A 21614-nucleotide genomic window follows, 5' to 3' on the forward strand; every position below is an offset into this window, starting at 1 on the left:
AAGCTACTTCCGTGGCGGGAGCACGTAAAGCCCCCGCCGGTGCTCAGCGTGACGCGTCCGCCCCGGCCAGGGCGTGTTCGCGCGGCGTCGGGATCCCGGGGGCGGTGGGCCGGGAGGCCGCCGCCGTACCGCACTCCATGCGGCGGGGCAGCCGCAGCGCGGCGACCGCGCCCAGGAGCAGCAGGCCGGCGCTGACCAGCAGGGTGATGTGCATCCCGTGGACGAAGGCGTGCCGCGCGGCGTGGCGCAGGGAAGCGCCGGCGGAGCCGCCGAGGTGGCCGGAGACCTCGTAGGCCTCGCCGAGGGACTTGCCGGCCGAGGCGCCGGCGGCCCGCGGCACACCGGGAACCCGGGCGACGCCGGGAGCGTAGGCGGCGTTCATGACGCTGCCGAGCAGGGCGATGCCGAGGCCGGCGCCGAGCTGGTAGGAGGTCTCGCCGATCGCGGCGGCGCCGCCCGCCTGCTCGGCGGGGGCGTCGCTGAGCATGGACTCGTACGCGCCGAAGAGCGTGACCTCCAGTCCGAAGCCGAGGAGGACGAAGCCCGCGGTCAGCACGCCGGGGCGGTCGTGCTGACCCATGAGGGTCAGGGCGGCCACCGCGCAGGCGGTGAGGACGAAGCCGGTGCTGACCATCACGCGCGGCCCGAAGCGGCCGAGCATCCGGGAGCCGAGGAGGCCGGCTCCCATGGCGGCGAAGGTCAGCGGCAGCAGCCGCAGACCGGTCGCCAGGGGGCTGAGGCCGAGGACCAGCTGCAGGTACTGGACGGCGATCAGCTCCAGGCCGACGAGGGCGAGCATCGCCAGCACGATGCAGCCCACGGAGGTGCCGAACGCGGGGCGGCGGAACATGCCGATGTCGATCAGCGGGTGGGCCCGTCCGCGCTGCCGCCGTACGAACAGCACCAGCAGGGCCAGGCCCGCCAGCAGTGGGACGAGCGCGGAGGGGGCGTACGGGCTGGCGCCGCCGCCGATCTGCTTGACGCCGAGGATGGCGCCGAGGATGCCCAGGGCGGCCATCACGGCGCCCAGGACGTCCCAGGGGCCGTCCAGCTCACCGCGGGACTCCGGCAGCAGCCAGCGGGCGACCGGGAGTATCACCGCCATCAGCGGGATGTTGATCAGGAAGACCGAGCCCCACCAGTAGTGCTCGACGAGGAAGCCGCCGAGGACCGGGCCGACGGCGGCGCCGACGGCCGCCACGGCGCTCCACACCCCGATGGCGACGGCCCGCTCACGGCGGTCCGGGAAGACCTGCCGGAGGATCGACAGCGTGGCCGGCATGATCATCGCACCGCCGACGCCGAGCAGGGCCCGGGCCGCGATGAGCACGCGCGGGTCCGGCGCGAAGGCGGCAACCGCCGAGGCGGCCGCGAAGATCGTGTAGCCCAGCAGCAGGATCCGGCGTCTTCCGACACGGTCGCCGAGGGTGCCGAAGAGGATCAGCAGGGATGCCGCGACGAGTGGGTAGGCGTCGACGATCCACAGCAGCTCTATCGCGCCGGGGCGCAGGTCCTCGCTCACCGCGGGAACGGCGACGTGCAGCACGGTCGCGTCGAGGGCGACGAGCAGCAGACTGACGCAGAGGACGATCAGCACGGTCCAACGGTTGACCGGCCGAGTGTGCTGTGGGACGGCAGCCGGCCCGGGAATGCCGGCCGAGGACGTCCCTGCCATGTACGTACCTCCCAGCGGTGCGCTCGCGGTGTCCCTGGGCAGGACGAGGGGACGATCCCGGGGGAACCCAGCGACGAGGGCGAGTGAAGTCGTCAGACTACGCGAGTCCGGGCCGCCGGTACGTGGCGTGGGTCACGTTCCGACGTGGCGGTCGTCACGTGACGGCCATCCACCGGAGACCTGCCGGACATTTCCGGTGGCCGCCTACGCATGATCGTCGCGGCTTTCCGGTGCCGTTCCCGTACCGGGCGCCCCGCCGGGGGCCGGATCTCCCCGTCCTCCGACTCAGTGCCGTGTACCCGCCGGCTCCGGCCGTACGCACCGGTGGCGCGGTGTGCCCGCGTCCTTCAACACACGCGCCCCGGAAGGGTTCAGCACGCTCCCCGGATCCGGAATTCGCCCACGTCAACCGCCCGCCCGGGACCGGTGACGTGGGCGTTCACAGGAACCGGCCCACCGGGCGAACGGCAGGGCGAACCCCAGGAGAAGTGACGGGCAATCAAAGATAAACGGAGAGCACGGAAATCGAACGCGAGATTTTCCAAGATCCTCCACATGCACTTCGAAACATAAAATCAAGGAGTTCCCGCATTCGGCTCAATGAGTCCGTCGGCACTACAGCCAATGGATGGAGTGAGACGCAATCCACATCACATCGTCATTACGAACCCCGCCTTCCGGCCGAACTCCGCCATCACACGCTGTAACGTCGATTGAGTGCGTACCGATGACAAGCTTCGCCTCATGGAGGAGCCCGAGACAGCCCAGGCGCCACCGGGCATGAGCCGAACACGCGTGCTGCTGTTCGGCTCGACGCTGGTGGCCTATGTGGCCATCGTCGTAGCCGTCCTGACCACGTCCAAGCTCGTGACCCTGGACTGGCAGGTCATGATGTGGCGGCCGTACAAGCAGTGGCCGCAGATCCACGCGTTCCTGGACTACTTCGTGGTCCTCGGCCAGCGCGGCCCGACCGCCGTGATCGTCGCCGCCTGGCTCGGCTGGCGCGCCTGGCGCCAGCGCACCCTGCACCCGCTGCTGGTGCTGGGCACGTCGCTGCTGCTGCTCAACGTCACCGTGGGTTCGGTGAAATACGGCCTCGGCAGGCTCGGCCCGCACTACGCGACCAGCGCCGGATCGGCCGAACTCTTCGCCGGCGGCGATATATTTCCCTCCGGTCACACCGCGAACGCCGTGGTGACCTGGGGCGTCCTGGCCTATCTGGCCACCACCCCATGGGTCCGCCGGGTCACCTCCGTGATCGCGGCGCTGCTGGCGCTGGGCGTCGGCATGACCACCATCTACCTCGGCACCCACTGGGTCAGCGACGTCCTGCTCGGCTGGGCGGCCGGTCTGCTGATCCTGCTGGCGCTGCCCTGGTTCGAGCCCCTGATGGCCTCGGCCGAGCAGTGGATCACGACCGCTTGGGCGCGCCGCCGCGGCACCGGCGCGGTGCCCGCCGCGACCCCTCTCGCGAGCACGGCCACGGCCTCCACCCAGCTCGCCGACCACCCGGACGGCGTACTCGAGCCCGTCGTTCTCGGCGGCCGCGCGACGACTCCCGCGTCCGGGATACCGCACCACCCGGCACGCCCGCACACCACCCGGCACGAGCGCACCCCGGTCACCCCGGTCGGCAGCCGCCGCCCGCCCGCCGACCGCCCGGCCCGCCCGGCACCGCTCGGCCAGGCCGGCGTGGCCCGCGGCCGCGGAGCCACCGGCTGACCGGCGGCGGGGCAGGTACGCACGCCTCCCGCCCCGCCCTCCGCCCGCACGACGGCCCCGGCGCTCCCCCAGGGAGCGCCGGGGCCGTTGTCGTACGCGGGCCGCACGGCGGGCGTTCAGCCGCTCCAGCAGCGGGTCACCCGGCCGTCCGCGACGGTGAAGTTGAGACGTCCCACGCGGTACTCCATGGTGATGATGGCGCCCGGCGGAAGGGCGCGCACCGTGCTCCAGCCGCGCTCGGTTGCCCGGCGCCCGGCCTCGTCGGCGGGGAGGCCGACGTAGGCCTCGGGTTCGTCCTGCGGTTGCCGTGCGGGAGTCCGATCGGTTGCCATGTGAGCAACCGTAGGCGCACACGAGCCGTGACGGAAGCGGCGGCGGACTTGATCGTCACACTTCTGTCACAGAATCCCGAGTGGCGTTTGGCGTGCACCGTTCACTCTTTGGGGGTGACTTTTCCAATCGGCCACCGAATTTGCGGACCCGACCGCCGAAAACCGGCCGGGCCGACTTCCGGGGAATTCCGGGAAACGGCCCACACACTTCCCTCACATCACATCCCCAGCGTCGCCAGCTCCTCGTCCGTCAGCAACCGGGACCGAATGAGAAACCGGTTGCCCGTCGGCGCCTCCAGTGAGAAGCCGCTGCCGCGCCCGGGCACCACGTCGATCGTCAGATGGGTGTGGCTCCAGTACGCGAACTGGTCGCGCGACATCCACACCGGCACCGGATCGATGCCCAGGACGTCGAGGTCGCCCAGATGCACGTCGGAGTCCCCGGTGAGGAACTCCCCGAGCGGATAGCACATGGGCGAGCTGCCGTCGCAGCAGCCGCCGGACTGGTGGAACATCAACGGGCCGTGCTGGTCGGCGAGACGCCGCAGCAGCCCCGCGGCCTCCTCGGTGACGGCGACTCGGCCGGCCCTTGGTGCGATAGAGGTCATGCCGTCAGAGTGCTCCCGCCGAGCGCCGCCCGCCAGACCCTCCCAGGACATGTCTGCGGGCGGAGCCGACCGTCGACTCCGCCTCGCGCTCCGACAGGCCGGTGCTGACCGCCGCGCCGACCATCTCGGCGGCGACCCGGTCGCCGTGCCCGTTCTCGAACGCCCGGCAGGCGGCCCAGAAGAGCCGCTCGTTGCGCTCCCCCACCGCCGAGCCGAGGACGAAGCGGATCAGCGGCTCGGCCGCGCCCCCGCTCGCCCCGGCGCCCGCCGGCGCGCGTGCCGCCCGGCGCTGCGGGGTCGTCAGCAGCAGCCGCAGCAGCCGTTTGGGCACGGCGGCCGGCGGCATCGACGCCGTCGGCGGATCCCAGCGGTAGAGCCCGCCGGTGGTGACCGAGCCCGGGCCGACGAGATAGCCGCCGCTGCCGCGCACGTCGATGCCGCCTCCCAGCCGGCGTACGGAATTGGGCACGATCACCTCGGCGGGGCCGCGCAGCCACAGGTGCCGGCCACCGCTCGGGGTGATCACCGTCCGCGTCCACGGCACGGCGAAGCCGTACCGCGCCGCCAGGTCCACCAGATCGGTCACACCGTCGACGCCGTCCTTGCGGTCCAGGTCGAGGCCGATCAGATAGTGCGGCGAGCGCCCGCACGCGATCCCGTAGCCGGTGGCCCAGGGGGCCGCCGCGAACAGCTCCGCTATCCGGGCGGGGTCGGTGGCGGCGTCGTGGACACCGTGACCGAGCCGTCCGCACTGCCCCCGGCACATCCCGCGCCCGGTCTCCCCCCGGTGCGGCGAGCGGACCGCCGGAAGCTTGGTCCGCGACAGCGGGATGACGGGGAAGCCGCGCCGTGCGGCGGCGAGCGCGCACTCCAGCGCGCGGTCGTGGTCCGGGTGCGTCACGGGGTGCCCCCTCGCTGCGCTACGGCATGACCCCTTTATCGTACTTTCGTTCGACCACCCGCTCAATGCCGCCCCGAACAGGTCCCCAACAGGCCCGGGGCCTCCGGGGAGCCGTCCAGGGAGCCGTTCGCCCCCGTCAGGCACCAGGTGCCTGACACGCCCTCACGTACGCGTTCCTCCGGGAGAGCCACCTCCATGGTGCCGCTTCCCGGGCCCGCCCGGCTACGACGCGCGATGGCCGTCCCGTACCGGTACGTCACATGATGGGTCGTCTGCCCGAGACTGTACGAAAGGTCGACTGCCGGCAGGATCTCCTACAGCGAGGGAGCGCGCGGATGGGGACGTACGCGGCGCGGACCACCGCCGAGCGGGCGGCGGCACCGCGGCGACCGGGACGGCTGGTGGTGGACTGGCTGACCACCACCGACCACAAGAAGATCGGTCACCTCTACCTGGTCACGTCGTTCGGGTTCTTCCTGGCCGCAGGAGTCATGGCGCTGCTGATGCGCGCCGAGCTCGCCCGTCCCGGCCTGCAGCTGATGTCGAACGACGAGTTCAACCAGCTGTTCACCATGCACGGCACGATCATGCTGCTGCTCTTCGCCACCCCGACCTTCGCGGGGTTCGCCAACGAGATCATGCCCTTGCAGATCGGCTCGCCCGACGTGGCCTTCCCCCGGCTGAACATGCTGTCGTACTGGCTCTTCCTCTTCGGCGGGCTGATCGTGCTCGGCAGCTTCCTGACCCCCACCGGCGGGGCCTCCTTCGGGTGGTTCGCCTACGCGCCGCTGAACAGCCTGACCCGCTCGCCGGGGATCGGCGCCGACATGTGGATCATGGGGTTGGTACTGGCCGGCTTCGGCACCATCCTCGGCGCGGTCAACTTCGTCGCCACGATCGTCGGGATGCGGGCGCCGGGGATGACGATGTTCCGTATGCCGGTCTTCACCTGGAACGTGCTGTTCACCTCGGTGATGGTGCTCATGGCCTTCCCGGTGCTGGCGGCGACGCTGCTGGTGCTGGAGGCGGACCGGCGCTTCGGCTCGGTGGTCTTCGAGCCCGCCAACGGCGGCGCGCTGCTGTGGCAGCACCTGTTCTGGTTCTTCGGCCACCCGGAGGTCTACATCATCGCGCTGCCGTTCTTCGGCATCATCACCGAGATCATCCCGGTGTTCTCGCGCAAGCCGATCTTCGGCTACATGACGCTGATCGGCGCGACGATGGCCATCACCGGGCTGTCCATGGTGGTGTGGGCGCACCACATGTTCGTGACCGGCGCCGTGCTGCTGCCCTTCTTCTCGCTCCTGTCGTTCCTGATCGCGGTGCCCACCGGAGTGAAGTTCTTCAACTGGATCGGCACGATGCTGCACGGCTCGCTGTCCTTCGAGACGCCGATGCTGTGGGCGGTCGGCTTCCTGGTGAGCTTCCTCTTCGGCGGCCTCACCGGGGTGGTCCTCGCCTCGCCCCCGCTGGACTTCCAGGTCAGCGACTCGTACTTCGTGGTGGCCCACTTCCACTACGTGGTCTTCGGGACGGTGGTCTTCGCGATGTTCGGCGGCTTCTACTTCTGGTGGCCGAAGTTCACCGGGAAGATGCTCGACGAGCGGCTGGGCAGGATCCAGTTCTGGACGCTGTTCACCGGCTTCCACACCACCTTCCTGGTCCAGCACTGGCTGGGCGTGGAGGGCATGCCCCGGCGGTACGCGGACTATCTGGCGGCGGACGGCTTCACCGTGCTCAACACGATCTCGACGATCGGGGCGTTCCTGCTGGGCCTGTCCACCCTGCCGTTCCTCTACAACGTCTGGCGGACCGCCAGGTACGGACGAAGGGTGGAGGTCGACGACCCCTGGGGGTTCGGCCGTTCACTGGAGTGGGCGACCTCCTGCCCGCCGCCGCGGCACAACTTCACGACGCTGCCGCGGATCCGCTCCGAGTCCCCCGCCTTCGACCTCCACCACCCGGAGATCGCCGAGCGGGCCGAGAAGCGGGGGTGACCACGGGGAACGGCCTCGGCCGGTCCCCGGGCGGCCCGGCTAGGCACCGTCCTCCGCGGCGCCCTCCTGGGCCGCCCGCCTGCCGAGTCCCGCCGCCACCTTGGCCCTCAGCCGCTTGCGGACCCTGCGGGCCCTCCGCTGCGCCTCCCTGGCGAGGTCCCTGCCCGAGTACACCAGCCCCAGCCCCATGCCCGCGACGTACAGGCTCCCCGCGTGCAGCCGGCCCCTGGGGCCCGAGCGGCGCTCCAGCAGTTCCTGCAACAGCCTCTCGCAGGCACCGGCGACCTCCGCCGGGTCGTACCGGACGCCCTTCTCCAGGGCCGCCCGGCCCATCCGCTTGCGCAGTTCCCCGTCGTTGATCAGCCGGAGCAGCGCGCCGGCCAGCGCGTCGGTGTCCCCGGGCGGCACCAGCAGGCCGTCCACCCCGTCGCTGATGATCTCGCCCGGGCCCAGCGGGCAGTCGGTGCTGACCACCGGCAGCCCCACCCGCATCGCCTCCACGATGGTCATGCCGAACGACTCGAGGCTCGAGGAGACCGCGAGCAGCGAGCCCTTGGCCATCTCCGGCTCGATCGGCGCCGCCATGCCCATCAGTTGCACATGCTCACCGAGCTCCAGCCGCTCGATGAGCCGCTCCAGCTTCTCCTTCTGGGCGCCCGAACCGTACAGCCGCAGGCCCCAGTCCGGGCGCTCGGCCGCGACCTTGGCGAAGGCCCTGATCAGGTCCCCATAGCGCTTCACCGGGGCGAGCCGGCCCGCCGCGACCACGTACTTGGCGTCCAGCGTGCTCGGGGCGACCCCAGGGTCGGGGCAGCTGTTCGGCAGGGCGGCCACCCGTACACCGGGCAGACGGAGCCTGCGGCGGTACGCGGCGGCGTCGGCCTCGGTCGTCGTGGTGACCGCGTCCAGCCGCGGGTAGAGCCGGCGCAGCCGGAGGATCAGCGGCGTGGAGTGGGTCTCCAGCGTCAGGTGTTCCTGGGCGACCCGCACCACGTGACGCGGCGCCTGCAGTGCGATGTGGACGTTCAGGCCGGGACGCGTGCCGATCACGACGTCGGCGTCCAGCGCCGCGAGATGGGCCGCGATCCGCTGGTCCGTGAGGCCGTTGTACTGGCCGTAGCGGTTCTCGCCGGACGGGAAGACCTTGGCCGGCCGCTGGTACAGCGGGTCGTCCAGGTCGCACGTCGCGCTGCCGCGGCGCAGGTCCACAAGGTGGCGCAGTACCACCCGCGGGTCGAGGCCGAGTACCGGATCCTTCCGGTGACGGAAGACCGAGACGATCTCGACCTCGTGCCGCTCGGCGAGCGCCCCGGCCAGGTTGAAGGTCGTCCGGATGGTCCCGCCCACCCCGTACGCGTTGTGGATCAGGAATGAGATGCGCATCCGTCGTCCCCGTGTTCTCCGCCCCGCCACGGACTCGACGTCCGCTCCTCGTGATCAGCAAGACCGGGTGGTTGACCCTCGGGTTGCATACGTTCACCTTCCTGTGTTCCCACTGTGTCCGGGCTGTGATATTTGGCGCGACCGTGCGGCGTCCTTCCGGGATCGCACCTCTCAGGCGCGATAGGGCGGCTGCGGCACGTCGAAGCAATTGCGCTCCATATCGTCTCCGTTGGCGATCCAGGCGTCCCCGCCGCCGTCCGCCGTGTCACTCCACCGGGCTACCGACAGACAGGCCCGCCGGGCGACGGGCGGCTCGGCGAGCGCCCTGAAGCGCACCGGGATCAGCAGGCCCCGCGCGTCGCAGGGGGCGCCGTGCCCGACGAAGCGCTCGACGCAAGCGCGGGTGGGCTCGGCGCCGGCGGCGGTGCAGGACGCGAGGGCGTCGGCGAACCACACGGCCCCCGCCCAGCCCTCGAGTTGCCACTGGGACAGCCTGCCCCCGTCCTCGGCGGCGAGCCGGGTGAGCTCACCGCGGCAGGCGCAGCAGTGTTCCGGGAGTGAGCTGCCGGGTCGGGTCCGACCCGATCACGTCCTGGTTCGTCCGGTACAGCTCGGCCGCGCCTCCGCTGATGCTGAAGCGCCGGGCGATGCTCTCCAGGGTCTCGCCGGGCTGGACCGCGTGCGCCCGGCCGGACAGCCGCAGCCGCTGCGCGCAGGTCGGCCAGGCCTCCCAGCCCTGGTCGCGCAGGATCTCCTCGGCGACGGTCATCTGCTGGTCGGGAGTGGCGCGGTCGGGCCTGGCGGCCAGGTCGAGGCCGCCGTGCTCGACCCAGGTGGGCTGGAAGATCTGCAGCCCGCCGTAGAAGCCGTTGCCGGTGTTGGTGTTCCAGCGGTTGCTGCTCTCGCACGTCGCCAGTTCCAGCCAGACAGGAGCGTGCCCGTCGGCGTTGGCGGCCCCGGGAGCGAGGGCCGCCCAGGTGGCGAGCAGAACGAACGCGGTCACCGCGAGACGGCGGGGACGGGACATGGGGGCCAGAGTAGGGACGGCGTGGCGGGCGTCGCCGCCCGCCACGCCATGTGCGCGTCAGGCCCACCCGGTCGGAGCACAGCCGCCGGGGTGGGCCGGTGATGCGCGGAGGATCAGACCGACAGGCGCTGACCGGGGTGGATCAGGTTCGGGTCGGCACCGATGACGGACCTGTTGACGGCGTAGAGCTTCTTCCAGGTCGTCCCGTGGGCGGCCGCGATGCCGCTCAGGGTGTCGCCGGGGCGGACGCCGTAGTCGCCGTGCCCCTTCGCACGGTTGCGGCCGCGGTCGGCGTGGCCGGTCGCGCCGCGCGCGGGCGCGGGCGCCGAGGTGCTCTGCCGCTTCGCCTCGGGCGTCGCCGGGGCCGTGCCGCGGCCGGGCGCGCTCCCGTAGGCGCCGGCGCGGGCGGAGCAGGTCGGCCAGGCACCCCAGCCCTGCGCCCGCTGCACCTTGGTGGCGACGGCGATCTGCTGCTCCCGGCTCGCCCGGTCAGCGGTCGCCGCGTACGCGGTGCCGCCGTAGGCGCGCCAGGTCCCGGCCGAGAACTGGAGTCCTCCGTAGTACCCGTTGCCGGTGTTGATGTGCCAGTTCCCACCGCTCTCGCAGCTCGCGATGCGGTCCCACACCCCACTGCCGGCGGCCTTCGCGGGTCCCGCGACGGCCATGAGGGCCAGCGGGGTCAGCACGGTGACGCCGGCCATGACTGCGGACTGACGGTACTTGGCTGATACGGCCATGGAATCCCTCTCCACGGACCCGGGGTTCCCCCTTGGCGCCGTACCCGCGGTACGGCACCCGACGGACGGGGGCCCCACGCATCCGGCGCGGTTCCCGTCCCCTTCGCCCGCCGGCCGATGACCTTCCGATTCACCGTCACCCTCCGTGCGAGCTCTCCCGGGCGGTGCTCTCTGCACACGGCGGGCAAATCTAGGCAGCGTCGCGTTCAGTCACCAAACAAATTCCTCTCATCGCAGGCCACTTGAGGGTTACCTGAAGTAAGAACCTATTCTGGACACCGGATTGATGGCGTTTTTTACGGCATATCAGTGCAGTGCATATGCGCCATGTGACCCGTCTCATAGGCACGGGGGCGTCCCGCGGTGAAAGGTGGGACGGGGAGTGACCGGCTCCGCACCGCCGTTCACCCTCCGCACGCGGACACATGAGCGCGCGCGAAGAAGGCCGTGACTCCCGCCACAGATCGGCCGTTGTCACTATGTGCCGGGCGAGGCCCGGCAAAGGAGCCCGTAGCCGTACATTTCCAAGGAGGCTTCAGTGCCGCCCATGCTCGACGTCAGCGACGAGGTACGAGCCGAGATCGGCGATGAGGAGGCGGCACGCCTGCTGGCCGGCGAAAGCGCGCCCGGCACGTACGACTGCACTTCCTGCCGCACCCCCGGTGACACCTCCAAGGAGCGCACCAGCACGGTGCTCTTCGTCGGGGAGGAGACCGCCGTGCTCGCCTTCGCCCACGCGACCTGCATCCCCTCCCAGGTCGTGCCGGTCTCGGAGGAGCAATTGCAGGGCGCGGTGCAGAGCATCGCCGGCGAGGACCAGGCCGGAGCCGCCGAGGCGGCCGCCGCACCGCGCCAGGCGGTGCTCGGCATCACCTGCGGACTGGTCCTGGTCAAGGACGAGGTGTGCCCGGCCCTGGTCATCGAGCCCACCGGCCCGATCGCCCGCCCCGGCGAGACCGGCCCCGGCGACGACTTCCTGCCGATCCTCATCGAGCAGGGTTTCCTCCCGGTGAGCGACATGACGACCCCGCCCTCCCCGCTGCCCGGCTGGTCCGTGCTGCTCGCCATGGGGCAGTTGCACGCGATCCTGCAGCCGGGCTCGGCCGGGGCGTGGTGGCAGGCCCACCAGCCGCTCGCGGTGAGCGAGGGCTGGCGCCAGGCGGTCAACAAGTCCAACGAGGTCTACGTGTACGCCGCCCCGCACGGCTCCATCGGCCAGCAGCCCCGCGAGGACCTGCTGCGCGACGCCCTGGAACGCGCCTGCGGACACGGACTCCTGGTCGCGGCGACGATGCCGCTCTCCGGTACCTGATCCGTTCCGGCTCCGGTCAAGGCGCGTACGGCTGCCCGTACGCGCCTTTGGCCTGTGGCAGTGCATATGCGTGATTCATCCGTACGACCCGCATCCCCGCAGATGAGCCGCTCGTTGGCACGACGTGCACACCTTTGACGCTTCCTCACGAGCCCAGTACCGAAGCCCCATTCCCCCCATGCGCACCGCGCAGGAGGCGTCCGCGAGTGAGGGCACGCCGATCTACGACGCGCTCTACTCGGAATACCGCAGGCTCTTCCGCACCCTGCCCGGCGACCGCACCGGCGAGGAGGACCTGCAGTTCAACGGCTTCGCCGACCGCGGGGGTTCCTCCTCCCCCTACCGCTCCGGCCGCCACCGCGGCGACCTCCCGGCCCTCCCCCCGGGCCTCGCCGAGAACCGCATGCACGGCCTCTAGTGCCGTACGACGAACCGCCCGCCCGGACGCCCACGCTGGGGCGACCGGGCGGGCGGCATCATGTCCGGCCCTGACGGGGCTACTTCTTGCGGCCGCGCTTCTCCCGCACCCGCACCGAGACCTGGATCGGCGTGCCCTCGAACCCGAACTCCTCACGCAACCGGCGCTCGATGAAGCGGCGGTAGCCCGCCTCGAGGAAGCCGGAGGCGAAGAGCACGAAGCGCGGGGGCTTGGTGCCGGCCTGGGTGCCGAAGAGGATGCGGGGCTGCTTGCCGCCGCGGATCGGGTGCGGGTGGGCGGCGACGAGCTCGCCCAGGAAGGCGTTGAGGCGGCCGGTGGGGACCCGGGTCTCCCAGCCCGCCAGGGCGGTCTCGATGGCCGGGACCAGCTTCTCCATGTGGCGGCCGGTGCGGGCGGAGACGTTGACCCGGGGCGCCCACTGGATCTGGACGAGGTCCTTCTCGATCTCGCGCTCCAGGTAGTAGCGCCGCTCCTCGTCGAGCAGGTCCCACTTGTTGTAGGCGATGACGAGGGCGCGGCCCGCCTCCACGGCGAGCGAGATGATCCGGGTGTCCTGCTCGGCGAGCGTCTCGCTGGCGTCGATCAGGACGACGGCGACCTCGGCCTTCTCCAGGGCGGCCGCGGTGCGCAGCGAGGCGTAGTAGTCCGCGCCCTCCTGGAGGTGGACGCGGCGGCGGATGCCCGCGGTGTCCACGAACTTCCAGGTCTTGCCGCCGAGCTCGATGAGCTCGTCGACCGGGTCGCGGGTGGTGCCTGCCAGCTCGTTGACGACGACGCGCTCCTCGCCTGCCACCTTGTTCAGCAGCGAGGACTTGCCGACGTTCGGGCGGCCGATGAGCGCGACCCGGCGGGGGCCGCCGATGGTGTTGCCGAAGGACTGCATCGGCGCCTCGGGGAGCGCCTCCAGCATCGCGTCCAGCAGGTCGCCCGTGCCGCGGCCGTGCAGCGACGAGACCGGGAAGGGCTCGCCGAGGCCGAGGTTCCACAGCATGGCGGCGTCCGCCTCGCCCGAGGGGCCGTCGACCTTGTTGGCGCACAGCACGACCGGCTTCCCGGCCCTGCGCAGCAGCTTGACGACGGCCTCGTCGGTGTCGGTCGCGCCGACCGTGGCGTCGACCACGAAGACGACCGCGTCGGCGGCCTCGATCGCGAACTCGGCCTGGGCGGCCACGGACGCGTCGATGCCGAGCACGTCCTGCTCCCAGCCGCCGGTGTCGACGATCTTGAAGCGGCGTCCGTTCCAGTCGGCCTCGTACGTGACGCGGTCGCGGGTGACGCCGGGGCGGTCCTCGACGACCGCCTCGCGGCGGCCGATGATCCGGTTGACGAGCGTCGACTTGCCGACGTTCGGGCGGCCGACGACCGCGACGACCGGGAGCGGGCCGTGGCCCGCCGCCGCGAGGTCACCCGCGACGTCGTCGAGGTCGAAGCCCTCTTCGGCGGCGAGCTCCATGAACTCGGCGTACTCGGCGTCGTCGAGCGCGCCGACTTCGCCGTACTCGTTCTCGATGTCCATGAAAGCTTCTCCGTCGATCGTCAATGTGCGGGGGGCTGCAAGCCCCAGTGTGGGACAGGCCGGCGCTACGACGCGCGGCCCGTGGTACGCCGGGCGTACTCGAGGTGGCCGGTCAGGTGCTTCTGGATGCGCACGGTGGCGGCGTCCAGCGCCGTACGGGTACGGCGCCCGGTGCCGTCACCGGCGTCGAACGGGTCGCCGAAGACGACGTCGACCCGGCCGCGCAGCGGCGGCAGGCCGCGGATCAGCCGCCCCGGCCGGGACGTGCCGAGGACCGCGACCGGCACTATGGGCGCGCCGGAGCGCACCGCGAAGTACGCCAGGCCCGCCCGCAGGTCGGCGAAGTCGCCCTCGCCCCGGGTGCCCTCCGGGAAGATCCCGAGCACCCCGCCGCGCTCCAGCACGCCGAGCGCGGTCGTCACGGCGGTGCGGTCGGTGCTGTGGCGGTCCACCGGGAGCTGGCCGATCCCGCGCAGGAACGGGTCCAGCGGCCCGACGAACGCCTCCTTCTTGATCAGGAAGTGCACCGGGCGCGGGCAGGTGCCCATGAGCACCGGACCGTCCACGTAGTGCGAGTGGTTCACGGCCAGGATCACCGGACCCGTGGCGGGCAGCCGCCAGCCGCCCAGCACCCTGGGGCGCCACAGGCCGTTGATGATCCCGATGCCGAGGCGGCGGCCGACCGCCGCGCCCCTCGGCCCCGGAACCGCGGAGGTGCCGCTCACGAAGCCGCCCGCTTCTCCTCGATCAGGGTGACGACGCACTCGATGACCTGGTCGAGGGTGAGCTCGCTGGTGTCGACCTCTATGGCGTCCTCCGCCTTCGCCAGCGGGGAGGTCTTGCGGCCGGCGTCGGCCGCGTCACGCCGCACGAGGGCGTCCCGGGTCGCCGCGAGGTCGACCTCGGCGCTGCCGGTGGCCTTCAGCTCGCCGCCGCGGCGGGCGGCGCGGGCCTCCGGGGAGGCGGTGAGGAAGATCTTCACGGTGGCGTCCGGCAGCACGGTCGTGCCGATGTCGCGGCCCTCGACGACGATGCCCTCGGCTGCTCCGGCCGCCGCGTCGCGCTGCAGCCCGACCAGGCGGGTGCGCACCTCGGGCACCGCGCTGACGGCGCTGACCGCGGCGGTGACCTCGTGCGTGCGGATCGGGCCGGAGGCGTCCAAGCCGTCCACCGTGATCGTGGGCGCCGCCGGGTCGGCCCCGGAGACGATCACCGGCTTCTCGGCGGCGGTCGCCACGGCGGCCGCGTCGTTCACGTCGACGCCGTTGCTCAGCATCCACCAGGTCATCGCCCGGTACTGGGCCCCGGTGTCGAGGTAGCTCAGGCCGAGCTTGGCCGCGACCGCCTTCGAAGTGCTGGACTTGCCAGTGCCCGAGGGGCCGTCGATCGCGACGATCACCGGATTCGACACAGTCGGGGGACCTTCCTTGTGCGCGGAGCGAAGACTCGGTTGGCGCAATGCCATCCCCACAAGGTTACCGGCCCACCCATTCGGCTCCGTACCATCGAATTCCGCGGGCTCCCCCTCAGACGCGCGGCGACCGGCCCCGCTCCCGCAGCGCCACCGACAGACGCGCCGCCGCGTCCGCGAAGAGCGGCGCGAGCTTCCCGGGCCGGGCCCCATCCCCCGACGCCGCACTCGCACCACTCGGCCCCGAAGGGGCCTCCCGGGCTTCGCAGGCTGCGCCGCACTCCGTCCGCCGACCCCCTCAGACGCGCAGCGACCAGCCCCGCTCCCGCAGCGCCACCGACAGACGCGCCGCCGCCGCGGGCTCCACCATCAGCTGCACCAGACCGGCCTGCTGCCCCGTGGAATGCTCGATCCGCACATCCTCGATGTTGACCCCCGCCGCCCCAGCGTCCGCGAAGAGCCGCGCGAGCTCCCCGGGCTGGTCGCCGATGAGGACGGCGACGACGTCGTAGGCCTTGGGCGCGGAGCCGTGCTTGCCGGGGACCTTGGCCTGGCCTGCGTTGCCGCGGAGCAGCAGGTCCTCGATGCCGGAGGCGCCGTCGCGGCGCTTGACGTCGTCGGCGGACTGCAGGGCCCGCAGGGACTCGACGGTCTCCGTCAGATCGGCGGCGATCTCGGCGAGGACGTCCGCGACCGGGCCGGGGTTGGCGGAGAGGATGTCGATCCACATCCCGGGCTGCGAGGCCGCGACACGGGTCACATCGCGGATGCCCTGGCCGCACAGGCGCACCGCGCTGTCCTCGGCGTGCTGGAGACGGGCGGCGACCATGCTGGAAACGAGGTGCGGGGTGTGCGAGACGAGCGCGACGGCACGGTCGTGGGCCTCGGCGTCCATCACCACCGGGACGGCGCGGCAGAGCGCGACCAGCTCCAGTGCGAGGTTGAGCACCTCGGTCTCGGTGACCGGGGTCGGGGTGAGCACCCAGGGGCGGCCCTCGAAGAGGTCGGCGGTCGCCGCCAGCGGTCCGGAGCGCTCACGGCCGGACATGGGGTGCGTGCCGATGTACGAGGTCAGGTCGCAGCCGAGCGCCTCCAGGTCGCGGCGCGGCCCTGCCTTGACGCTGGCGACGTCGAGGTAGCCGCGGGCGAGCCCGCGGCGCTGGGCGTCGGCGACGGTCGTGGCGACGTGGGCCGGCGGCACGGCGACGATCGCGAGGTCCACCGGTCCGGCCGGGGGCTCGTCGGTGCCCGCGCCGAGCGCTGCGGCGGTGCGCACGGCGCCCGGGTCGTGGTCCTCCAGGTGGACCTCGACGCCGCGCGCGGCGAGCGCGAGGGCGGCGGAGGTGCCGATCAGGCCGGTGCCGATGACGAGAGCGGTTCTCACTGGGCGATGTCCTTGCGGAGAGCGGCCGCGGCGCCGAGGTAGACGTGGGAGATCTCGCCCTTGGACAGGTCGGACTCGACGTGGGCGAGGATGCGCACGACGCGCGGCATGGCACCGGCGATGTCGAGTTCCTGCGCGCAGATCAGCGGCACGTCGGTGATGCCGAGCTTGCGCGCGGCGACCGCCGGGAAGTCGCTGTGCAGGTCGGGCGTGGCGGTGAACCAGACGCTGATCAGGTCGTCCACCGCGATGCCGTTGCGCTCCAGGATGGCGGTGAGCAGCTCGGCGACCTGCTCGTGCATGTGCTCGGCCTCGTCCCGCTCCAGCTGGACGGCTCCGCGGACCGCTCGTACCGCCACGTCATCGCTCCCTGTGTTGCTGCGCGTACGTACCTGGTCAGCGTAGTCGCGGTGGACGGGGCGCGGCGGACACGCCCGCCCTGCGAGACGCCGGGGGTGCTGCGGTACACCATGAAGCATGATCTTCCACCTGGTTCCGCTGGACGACTGGCTGCGCGACCCGGACCGTCCGTACGCGCCCGCGTCGCTCGCCGAGGACGGGTTCGTGCACTGCGCGCCCGACGAGGCGGTCGCGCTCGCCGTCGCCGACGCCTTCTACCGGGCCACCCCGGGCCCGCTGATGGTGCTGCTGATCGACGAGGAGGCCCTGGAGGCCCGCGTGCTGTGGGAGGAGGCCGATCCGGTGCCGCCGCCGGGGGTGCCGGAGGAGACGCGCTTCCCGCACGTGTACGGGCGGATCAACCGCAGCGCGGTGGTCGGGATGCTGGAGGTGCAGCGCGACGCGGAGGGCCACGCCGTGGCGCTCGTGGTGTGGTCGTAAGCGCCGCTTTGTCCTGACACGCCCCTGGACGCGAGGGCCGCCGATCCGCTTCGATGGTGCCCTGACCGCGCGGCCTCGGGGGAGGCGGACATGCAGCGTTCCGGACCGCTCTACACGCTCTTCGCGGGGCTGGCACTCGCACTGATCATGATCTCGCTCAACGCGACGACGAGCACCCGCCCGGTGGTGGACGTGAAGGAGGGCGGCAAGCCGCCCGCGACCCGGTCGCCCGCGTCCGCCCCGGCGTCCTCCGCCGCTCCGCCGGCCTCGGCTTCGGCCGCCCCCTCCCGCACGACCCGGGCCCCGCGTCCCGACGCGGACTACGCGGGCCGCACCGGCGACGGCGCGGCGAGCGTCGCGATCGCGCTGCGCAAGGGCAAGGCCGTCGCGTACGTCTGCGACGGACGCACCAAGGAGGCGTGGCTGCGCGGCGACGTGGAGGACGACGGCGCCATGCGCCTGACCGACGGCCACGGCGCCCGCCTGGACGGCACCCTCAAAGGCGCCCGCATCACCGGCGAGGTGCGGCTGGCCGGCCTTGACCAGCCCTTCCGCGCGGACCGGGCGGTCAAGCCCTCCGGGTTGTACCGGGCGACGGCCTCCGTGCGCGGGGCTCGGGTCGTCGGCGGCTGGATCGTGCTGCCGAACGGCAAGCAGGTCGGCATCGTCTCCCGCGACGGCGAGCCGTCCGCGGCGCCCGCCATCGACACCGCCACCGGCGCCGTGACCGTCGACGGCGAGCAGCTCACCGCACGGCCGATCCCCTGACCCCTCCGTCCGTCCGCAGGCAGGAGCAGGAGCGTCCCATGAGTGTGGACCCGAACGCCGCCACCACGTCCTTCCCGGCCCCGCCGCCGCGCCCCTCGGGACGGCGGGGCGCCGTCGTCCACCTGGTCCCCGCGCTCACCGCCGCGGCGGTCGCGGTCGCCCTGGGCGCCTACGGCAAGGTGCACGATCCGGCGGGCACCGCCTTCAATCTGGCCGGCTTCTCCAGCACCGGCGCGGTCAAGTCGTGGCTCGCCACCGCCGCCTTCGCCTTCGCCCTCGTGCAGCTCGCCTCCGCCCTGGTGATGTACGGCAAGGTGCCGGGCGTGCGCGCCCCGTCCTGGACCGGGGGGCTGCACCGCTGGTCGGGGCGGATCGCCTTCCTGCTGGCGGTGCCGGTCGCCGTGCACTGCCTCTATGCGTTGGGCTATCAGACGTACAGCAGCCGCGTAATGTGGCACTCGCTGCTCGGATGCTTCTTTTTCGGGACATTCAGCGCAAAGATGCTGCTGTTGCGGGCCGAGCGACTGCCGAACTGGTTGCTGCCGGTCGTCGGCGGGCTGGTCTTCACTGCGCTGACGGTGCTGTGGCTGACGTCCGCGTTGTGGTTCTTCCGAACGGTCGGGGTGACGACATGAAGCGACGCGTGGTGCTGCTGTCGACGGTGGCGCTGGCGGGATGCAGCAAGTACGGCGACGAGAGCGCGCCGCAGGCCGCGGCGACCTCGGCGCCACCGGCTTCGAAACCGGCCTCCGCGCCGTCCTCGGCGCCGGCGTCGGCTCCCGCGTCCGCGGACGGCGAGGTGCTGGTGAAGGCGGCAGACGTGCCCGTGGGCGGCGGCACGGTGATCAGGGACAAGAAGATCGTGGTGACCCAGCCGGTGGCCGGCGAGTTCAAGGCCTTCTCCGCCGTCTGCACCCACGAGGGCTGCCTCGTGAACAGCGTCTCCGGGGGCACCATCAACTGCCCCTGCCACGGCAGCAAGTACCGGATCACCGACGCCTCCGTGGTCGCCGGACCGGCCCCGAGGCCGCTCCCCGCCGAGGCGATCACCGAAAAAGGCGGCGCGATCCTCCTCGCGTAGCCCGTACGATCCGCGTTCATGCGCGACCACGACCTCGTACACCACCACACCGTCTACGCCTGCGTGATGGGCTCGCGCGCCTTCGGACTGGCCACGGACGGCAGCGACACCGACCGGCGCGGGGTGTACGTCGCGCCGACGCCGCTGTTCTGGCGCTTCACCAAGCCGCCCGGGCACGTCGAGGGCCCGGCCGAGGAGCAGTTCTCCTGGGAGGTGGAGCGCTTCTGCGAGCTCGCCCTGCGCGCCAACCCCAACATCCTGGAGTGCCTCCACTCCCCCCTGGTCGAGCACGCCGACGACACGGGGAGGGAACTGCTCGCCCTACGCGGCGCCTTTCTCTCCCGGCAGGTCCACGAGACCTTCGGCCGCTACGCCACCGGCCAGCTGCGGAAGCTGGAGGCCGACGTCCGCACGCACGGCGCGCCCCGCTGGAAGCACGCCATGCACCTGCTCCGGCTGCTGATCAGCGCCCGCGACCTGCTGCGCACCGGGGAACTGCGCGTCGACGTCGGGGAGCACCGCGAGCGGCTCCTGGCCGTCAAGCGCGGCGAACTCCCCTGGGCCGAGACGGAGTCCTGGATGCTCCGCCTGTACGACGAGGCCGACGCCGCCGCCCTGCGCAGTCCGCTCCCGGCCGAGCCGGACCGCGCCCGGGTCGAGGACTTCCTGATCCGCGTCCGGCGCGCGTCAGCCGCCGGCGCCGTCCCAGAGCGCGCCGAGGGCCAGTAGTTCCTCGCGGTACTCGATGCGCTGCACCCACTCGTCCGGCCAGGCCGCCAGACCGTGGTGCGCGCCCGCGAAGGCGCCCGCCAGGCAGGCGATGGAGTCGGAGTCCCCGGAGGAGCACGCCGCCCGCCGCACGGCCGTGACCGGCTCGTCGGGGAAGAGCAGGAAGCACAGCAGGCCGGTCGCCAGGGCCTCCTCGGCGATCCAGCCGGCTCCCGTGGCGAGGCACGGGTCGGCCTCGTGGTCCGGCGCCGCCAGCGCGGCGTCCAGGCGGTCGAGCACGGCGAGGCACTCGTCCCAGCCGCGGCGGATGAAGTCCACCGGGCCATGGTCGTGGGCGAGCCGCCACAGGTCGCCGAGCCACCACTCGTGGTACGTGTCGCGCTGGTCCGCCGCGTAGGCGCGCAGCAGACCGGTCAGCTCGCCGGGGGCCGCGCCCTGCGCCAGCAGGTGGACCGTGTGCGCCGTCAGGTCGCTCGCCGCCAGCGCGGTGGGGTGGCCGTGGGTGAGCGCGGACTGCAACTGCGCCGCACCCGCCCGTTCGTCGGGCCGCAGCCCGGGGGCGAGACCCACCGGGGCCACCCGCATGTTCGCGCCGCAGCCCTTGGAGCCGGTCTGGCTGGCCTCCTGCCAGCACGTGCCGTCGTGGTTCAGCTTCTCGCAGGCGATCAGGCAGGTGCGGCCGGGGGCTCGGTTGTTGTCGGGCGAGTGGTACCAGTCCACGTACTCCTCGCGCACCGGCCGGGCGAGCCGGGACGGCGTCAGCGGGCCGCGCTCCATCGCGGTGCGCAGCCCCCGCGCGAGGGCGAGCGTCATCTGCGTGTCGTCGGTGACGAAGGCCGGGCGGGGCAGCTCCATCTCCCGCCACGGGCCGCACTTGGCGAGGATCGACGGGACGTCGTTGAACTCCGTGGGGAAACCGAGCGCGTCGCCGATCGCCAGCCCGGCCATCGCCCCGGAGGCGGCCAGGGTCACGCGGCGGCCACCCGGGTGCGGACGACGAGGTCGTGGAGAGCGTCGTAGGCCGTCGGCTCGGCGGGCAGGCGGGAATCCCGCTGGGCCTCGTCCAACGCGGCCTGGAGGGCTTCGACGTCGGCCTGGACGCGGCGCGGGTCGAGGTCCATGGCGAGGCCGTGCTCGGCGACGGCCTTGTCGTGGATCAGGTCGCGGACGTACGCGGGGGCGGCGACGTGCTCCAGCAGCGTCGGCAGGTGCGCCTCGACGGTGCCGCTGCGCATGAGGTGGATCCCGGTCAGCAGCACCCGGAAGGTGTAGAGCAGCGGCTTGAGCTCGCCGGTCTTCTCGTACAGCTCCCACTGGGTACGGGCGAAGCCCCGGTAGTGGTGGGCGTGGTGGCTGGTGACCACGCCGGGGGCCAGGTCGACCAACTGGGCGTGCACGCCGCTGGTGTGCACCACGAGCGGCGACAGCAGCTGCTCCAGCACATAGCCGTTGCGCCGAAGCATGAGCCGGGCGAACTTCAGCAGGTCGTGGGTGACCAGGTCCAGTTCGAGCCCGTCCTGCTCCCACATGCGGGTCTGGGTCTCCTCGCCCTCCCGCAGCCCGATGAGGTCGGGCAGCGGGAGGAGGTGGACACCGCGCAGGTCCACGTCCGAGTCACGGGACGGAAAGCCGTACAGGTGCGCACCGGAGACGGTGGCGAACAGCAGCGGGTGTCCCTGCTGGGCGAGGACCGGGGAGAGTTCGGGCAGCCCGGCCTCGCGCAGACGGTCGGCGTGGATGGTCATGGCGCCA

At 72.3% G+C, this 21614-nt stretch carries 24 protein-coding genes; 9 read left to right on the forward strand and 15 right to left on the reverse strand.

The annotated features are described in order from the left end of the window. Positions 1-43: 43 nt before the first annotated feature. Positions 44-1675 carry an MFS transporter gene (locus ACWDAS_RS01965; RefSeq protein ID WP_450386506.1) on the reverse strand — a complete coding sequence of 544 codons (1632 nt, stop codon included), beginning with the start codon at positions 1673-1675 and terminating at the stop codon, positions 44-46. A gap of 717 nt (positions 1676-2392) precedes the next feature. Between ACWDAS_RS01965 and ACWDAS_RS01970 the strand changes: the two genes are divergently transcribed. After that, on the forward strand, positions 2393-3397 hold the full coding sequence (locus ACWDAS_RS01970) for a phosphatase PAP2 family protein (protein WP_450386508.1): 1005 nt from the start codon (positions 2393-2395) through the stop codon (positions 3395-3397). Positions 3398-3513: 116 nt separating this feature from the next. On the opposite strand, the gene ACWDAS_RS01975 is transcribed toward ACWDAS_RS01970, so the two are convergent. The 3 genes from ACWDAS_RS01975 to ACWDAS_RS01985 all read right to left on the reverse strand — a co-directional run bounded on the left by ACWDAS_RS01975 (position 3514) and on the right by ACWDAS_RS01985 (position 5238). Then, positions 3514-3729 carry an I78 family peptidase inhibitor gene (locus tag ACWDAS_RS01975; RefSeq protein WP_450386510.1) on the reverse strand — a complete coding sequence of 72 codons (216 nt, stop codon included), beginning with the start codon at positions 3727-3729 and terminating at the stop codon, positions 3514-3516. Positions 3730-3947: 218 nt separating this feature from the next. Further along, positions 3948-4337, reverse strand: coding sequence for a DUF779 domain-containing protein (locus ACWDAS_RS01980; protein ID WP_450386512.1), 390 nt, complete (start codon positions 4335-4337; stop codon positions 3948-3950). A 4-nt stretch (positions 4338-4341) separates the two neighbouring features. Then, positions 4342-5238 carry a bifunctional DNA primase/polymerase gene (locus ACWDAS_RS01985; RefSeq protein ID WP_450386514.1) on the reverse strand — a complete coding sequence of 299 codons (897 nt, stop codon included), beginning with the start codon at positions 5236-5238 and terminating at the stop codon, positions 4342-4344. 335 nt (positions 5239-5573) lie between these two features. On the opposite strand from ACWDAS_RS01985, the gene ctaD reads away from it, so the two are divergent. After that, positions 5574-7235, forward strand: coding sequence for an aa3-type cytochrome oxidase subunit I (gene ctaD, locus ACWDAS_RS01990; RefSeq protein WP_450386516.1), 1662 nt, complete (start codon positions 5574-5576; stop codon positions 7233-7235). Positions 7236-7274: 39 nt separating this feature from the next. On the opposite strand, the gene ACWDAS_RS01995 is transcribed toward ctaD, so the two are convergent. From ACWDAS_RS01995 to ACWDAS_RS02010, 4 genes are all read right to left on the reverse strand, one after another. Continuing rightward, positions 7275-8618 carry a glycosyltransferase gene (locus ACWDAS_RS01995; RefSeq protein WP_450386517.1) on the reverse strand — a complete coding sequence of 448 codons (1344 nt, stop codon included), beginning with the start codon at positions 8616-8618 and terminating at the stop codon, positions 7275-7277. Between the two features lie 171 nt (positions 8619-8789). Then, on the reverse strand, positions 8790-9074 hold the full coding sequence (locus ACWDAS_RS02000; RefSeq protein WP_450386519.1) for a hypothetical protein: 285 nt from the start codon (positions 9072-9074) through the stop codon (positions 8790-8792). Positions 9075-9144: 70 nt separating this feature from the next. Beyond that, entirely contained in the window at positions 9145-9645 is a 501-nt protein-coding gene (locus tag ACWDAS_RS02005; RefSeq protein ID WP_450386521.1) for a LysM peptidoglycan-binding domain-containing protein, read from the reverse strand. 113 nt (positions 9646-9758) lie between these two features. Next, a complete protein-coding gene (locus ACWDAS_RS02010) occupies positions 9759-10382 on the reverse strand; it encodes a LysM peptidoglycan-binding domain-containing protein (RefSeq protein WP_450386523.1) in 624 nt (207 codons plus the stop codon). Positions 10383-10929: 547 nt separating this feature from the next. On the opposite strand from ACWDAS_RS02010, the gene ACWDAS_RS02015 reads away from it, so the two are divergent. Next, complete coding sequence (locus ACWDAS_RS02015; protein ID WP_450386525.1) at positions 10930-11694, forward strand: hypothetical protein; 765 nt, start codon at positions 10930-10932, stop codon at positions 11692-11694. A 178-nt stretch (positions 11695-11872) separates the two neighbouring features. After that, a complete protein-coding gene (locus tag ACWDAS_RS02020) occupies positions 11873-12112 on the forward strand; it encodes a hypothetical protein (protein ID WP_450386527.1) in 240 nt (79 codons plus the stop codon). Between the two features lie 79 nt (positions 12113-12191). Here the strand turns inward: ACWDAS_RS02020 and der are convergent, their stop codons facing one another. The 5 genes from der to aroH form a co-directional block, all read right to left on the reverse strand. Further along, entirely contained in the window at positions 12192-13649 is a 1458-nt protein-coding gene (gene der, locus ACWDAS_RS02025) for a ribosome biogenesis GTPase Der (RefSeq protein ID WP_450386529.1), read from the reverse strand. Between the two features lie 65 nt (positions 13650-13714). Further along, positions 13715-14413 (reverse strand): lysophospholipid acyltransferase family protein, encoded by a 699-nt coding sequence (locus ACWDAS_RS02030; protein WP_450386531.1) that lies wholly within the window; start codon positions 14411-14413, stop codon positions 13715-13717. Further along, positions 14371-15114 carry a (d)CMP kinase gene (gene cmk / locus ACWDAS_RS02035; protein WP_450386533.1) on the reverse strand — a complete coding sequence of 248 codons (744 nt, stop codon included), beginning with the start codon at positions 15112-15114 and terminating at the stop codon, positions 14371-14373. Before cmk ends, ACWDAS_RS02030 begins: the two co-directional genes overlap by 43 nt. Before the next feature lie 244 nt (positions 15115-15358). Further along, positions 15359-16444: a prephenate dehydrogenase gene (locus ACWDAS_RS02040; RefSeq protein ID WP_450386535.1), complete on the reverse strand. Its 1086-nt coding sequence runs from the start codon at positions 16442-16444 to the stop codon at positions 15359-15361. Further along, positions 16441-16803 (reverse strand): chorismate mutase, encoded by a 363-nt coding sequence (gene aroH / locus ACWDAS_RS02045; protein WP_450386537.1) that lies wholly within the window; start codon positions 16801-16803, stop codon positions 16441-16443. The genes ACWDAS_RS02040 and aroH overlap by 4 nt, the downstream gene beginning before the upstream one ends. Before the next feature lie 118 nt (positions 16804-16921). On the opposite strand from aroH, the gene ACWDAS_RS02050 reads away from it, so the two are divergent. The 5 genes from ACWDAS_RS02050 to ACWDAS_RS02070 all read left to right on the forward strand — a co-directional run bounded on the left by ACWDAS_RS02050 (position 16922) and on the right by ACWDAS_RS02070 (position 19862). Continuing rightward, on the forward strand, positions 16922-17284 hold the full coding sequence (locus ACWDAS_RS02050) for a DUF952 domain-containing protein (protein WP_450386539.1): 363 nt from the start codon (positions 16922-16924) through the stop codon (positions 17282-17284). A 90-nt stretch (positions 17285-17374) separates the two neighbouring features. Then, positions 17375-18052, forward strand: a complete 678-nt coding sequence (locus tag ACWDAS_RS02055; RefSeq protein ID WP_450386541.1) for a hypothetical protein — start codon at positions 17375-17377, stop codon at positions 18050-18052. 38 nt (positions 18053-18090) lie between these two features. Beyond that, positions 18091-18687, forward strand: coding sequence for a DUF6529 family protein (locus tag ACWDAS_RS02060; RefSeq protein WP_450386543.1), 597 nt, complete (start codon positions 18091-18093; stop codon positions 18685-18687). Continuing rightward, positions 18684-19133, forward strand: a complete 450-nt coding sequence (locus ACWDAS_RS02065; RefSeq protein ID WP_450386544.1) for a Rieske (2Fe-2S) protein — start codon at positions 18684-18686, stop codon at positions 19131-19133. The genes ACWDAS_RS02060 and ACWDAS_RS02065 overlap by 4 nt, the downstream gene beginning before the upstream one ends. A gap of 18 nt (positions 19134-19151) precedes the next feature. Beyond that, positions 19152-19862, forward strand: coding sequence for a nucleotidyltransferase domain-containing protein (locus tag ACWDAS_RS02070; protein WP_450386546.1), 711 nt, complete (start codon positions 19152-19154; stop codon positions 19860-19862). Here ACWDAS_RS02070 and ACWDAS_RS02075 read toward each other — a convergent pair. Next, positions 19821-20810 (reverse strand): ADP-ribosylglycohydrolase family protein, encoded by a 990-nt coding sequence (locus tag ACWDAS_RS02075; protein WP_450386607.1) that lies wholly within the window; start codon positions 20808-20810, stop codon positions 19821-19823. The genes ACWDAS_RS02070 and ACWDAS_RS02075 overlap by 42 nt on opposite strands. Positions 20811-20830: 20 nt before the next feature. Beyond that, positions 20831-21607, reverse strand: coding sequence for a nucleotidyltransferase domain-containing protein (locus tag ACWDAS_RS02080; RefSeq protein ID WP_450386548.1), 777 nt, complete (start codon positions 21605-21607; stop codon positions 20831-20833). Positions 21608-21614: the final 7 nt, after the last annotated feature.

The organism is Streptomyces sp. NPDC001070, assembly GCF_053598835.1.

Excerpts from the sequence above, each read along its gene's own strand:
- ACWDAS_RS02065 (WP_450386544.1), top strand. The coding sequence starts at position 18,684 with ATGAAGCGACGCGTGGTGCTGCTGTCGACGGTGGCGCTGGCGGGATGC.
- ACWDAS_RS01980 (WP_450386512.1), bottom strand. The coding sequence starts at position 4,337 with ATGACCTCTATCGCACCAAGGGCCGGCCGAGTCGCCGTCACCGAGGAG.
- ACWDAS_RS02020 (WP_450386527.1), top strand. The coding sequence starts at position 11,873 with ATGCGCACCGCGCAGGAGGCGTCCGCGAGTGAGGGCACGCCGATCTAC.
- ACWDAS_RS02005 (WP_450386521.1), bottom strand. The coding sequence starts at position 9,645 with ATGTCCCGTCCCCGCCGTCTCGCGGTGACCGCGTTCGTTCTGCTCGCC.
- der (WP_450386529.1), bottom strand. The coding sequence starts at position 13,649 with ATGGACATCGAGAACGAGTACGGCGAAGTCGGCGCGCTCGACGACGCC.
- ACWDAS_RS02010 (WP_450386523.1), bottom strand. The coding sequence starts at position 10,382 with ATGGCCGTATCAGCCAAGTACCGTCAGTCCGCAGTCATGGCCGGCGTC.
- ACWDAS_RS01965 (WP_450386506.1), bottom strand. The coding sequence starts at position 1,675 with ATGGCAGGGACGTCCTCGGCCGGCATTCCCGGGCCGGCTGCCGTCCCA.
- ACWDAS_RS01995 (WP_450386517.1), bottom strand. The coding sequence starts at position 8,618 with ATGCGCATCTCATTCCTGATCCACAACGCGTACGGGGTGGGCGGGACC.
- ACWDAS_RS02055 (WP_450386541.1), top strand. The coding sequence starts at position 17,375 with ATGCAGCGTTCCGGACCGCTCTACACGCTCTTCGCGGGGCTGGCACTC.
- ACWDAS_RS02060 (WP_450386543.1), top strand. The coding sequence starts at position 18,091 with ATGAGTGTGGACCCGAACGCCGCCACCACGTCCTTCCCGGCCCCGCCG.
- ACWDAS_RS02075 (WP_450386607.1), bottom strand. The coding sequence starts at position 20,810 with ATGGCCGGGCTGGCGATCGGCGACGCGCTCGGTTTCCCCACGGAGTTC.
- ACWDAS_RS02015 (WP_450386525.1), top strand. The coding sequence starts at position 10,930 with ATGCTCGACGTCAGCGACGAGGTACGAGCCGAGATCGGCGATGAGGAG.
- ACWDAS_RS02050 (WP_450386539.1), top strand. The coding sequence starts at position 16,922 with ATGATCTTCCACCTGGTTCCGCTGGACGACTGGCTGCGCGACCCGGAC.
- cmk (WP_450386533.1), bottom strand. The coding sequence starts at position 15,114 with ATGGCATTGCGCCAACCGAGTCTTCGCTCCGCGCACAAGGAAGGTCCC.
- ACWDAS_RS02070 (WP_450386546.1), top strand. The coding sequence starts at position 19,152 with ATGCGCGACCACGACCTCGTACACCACCACACCGTCTACGCCTGCGTG.
- ctaD (WP_450386516.1), top strand. The coding sequence starts at position 5,574 with ATGGGGACGTACGCGGCGCGGACCACCGCCGAGCGGGCGGCGGCACCG.
- ACWDAS_RS02080 (WP_450386548.1), bottom strand. The coding sequence starts at position 21,607 with ATGACCATCCACGCCGACCGTCTGCGCGAGGCCGGGCTGCCCGAACTC.
- ACWDAS_RS01975 (WP_450386510.1), bottom strand. The coding sequence starts at position 3,729 with ATGGCAACCGATCGGACTCCCGCACGGCAACCGCAGGACGAACCCGAG.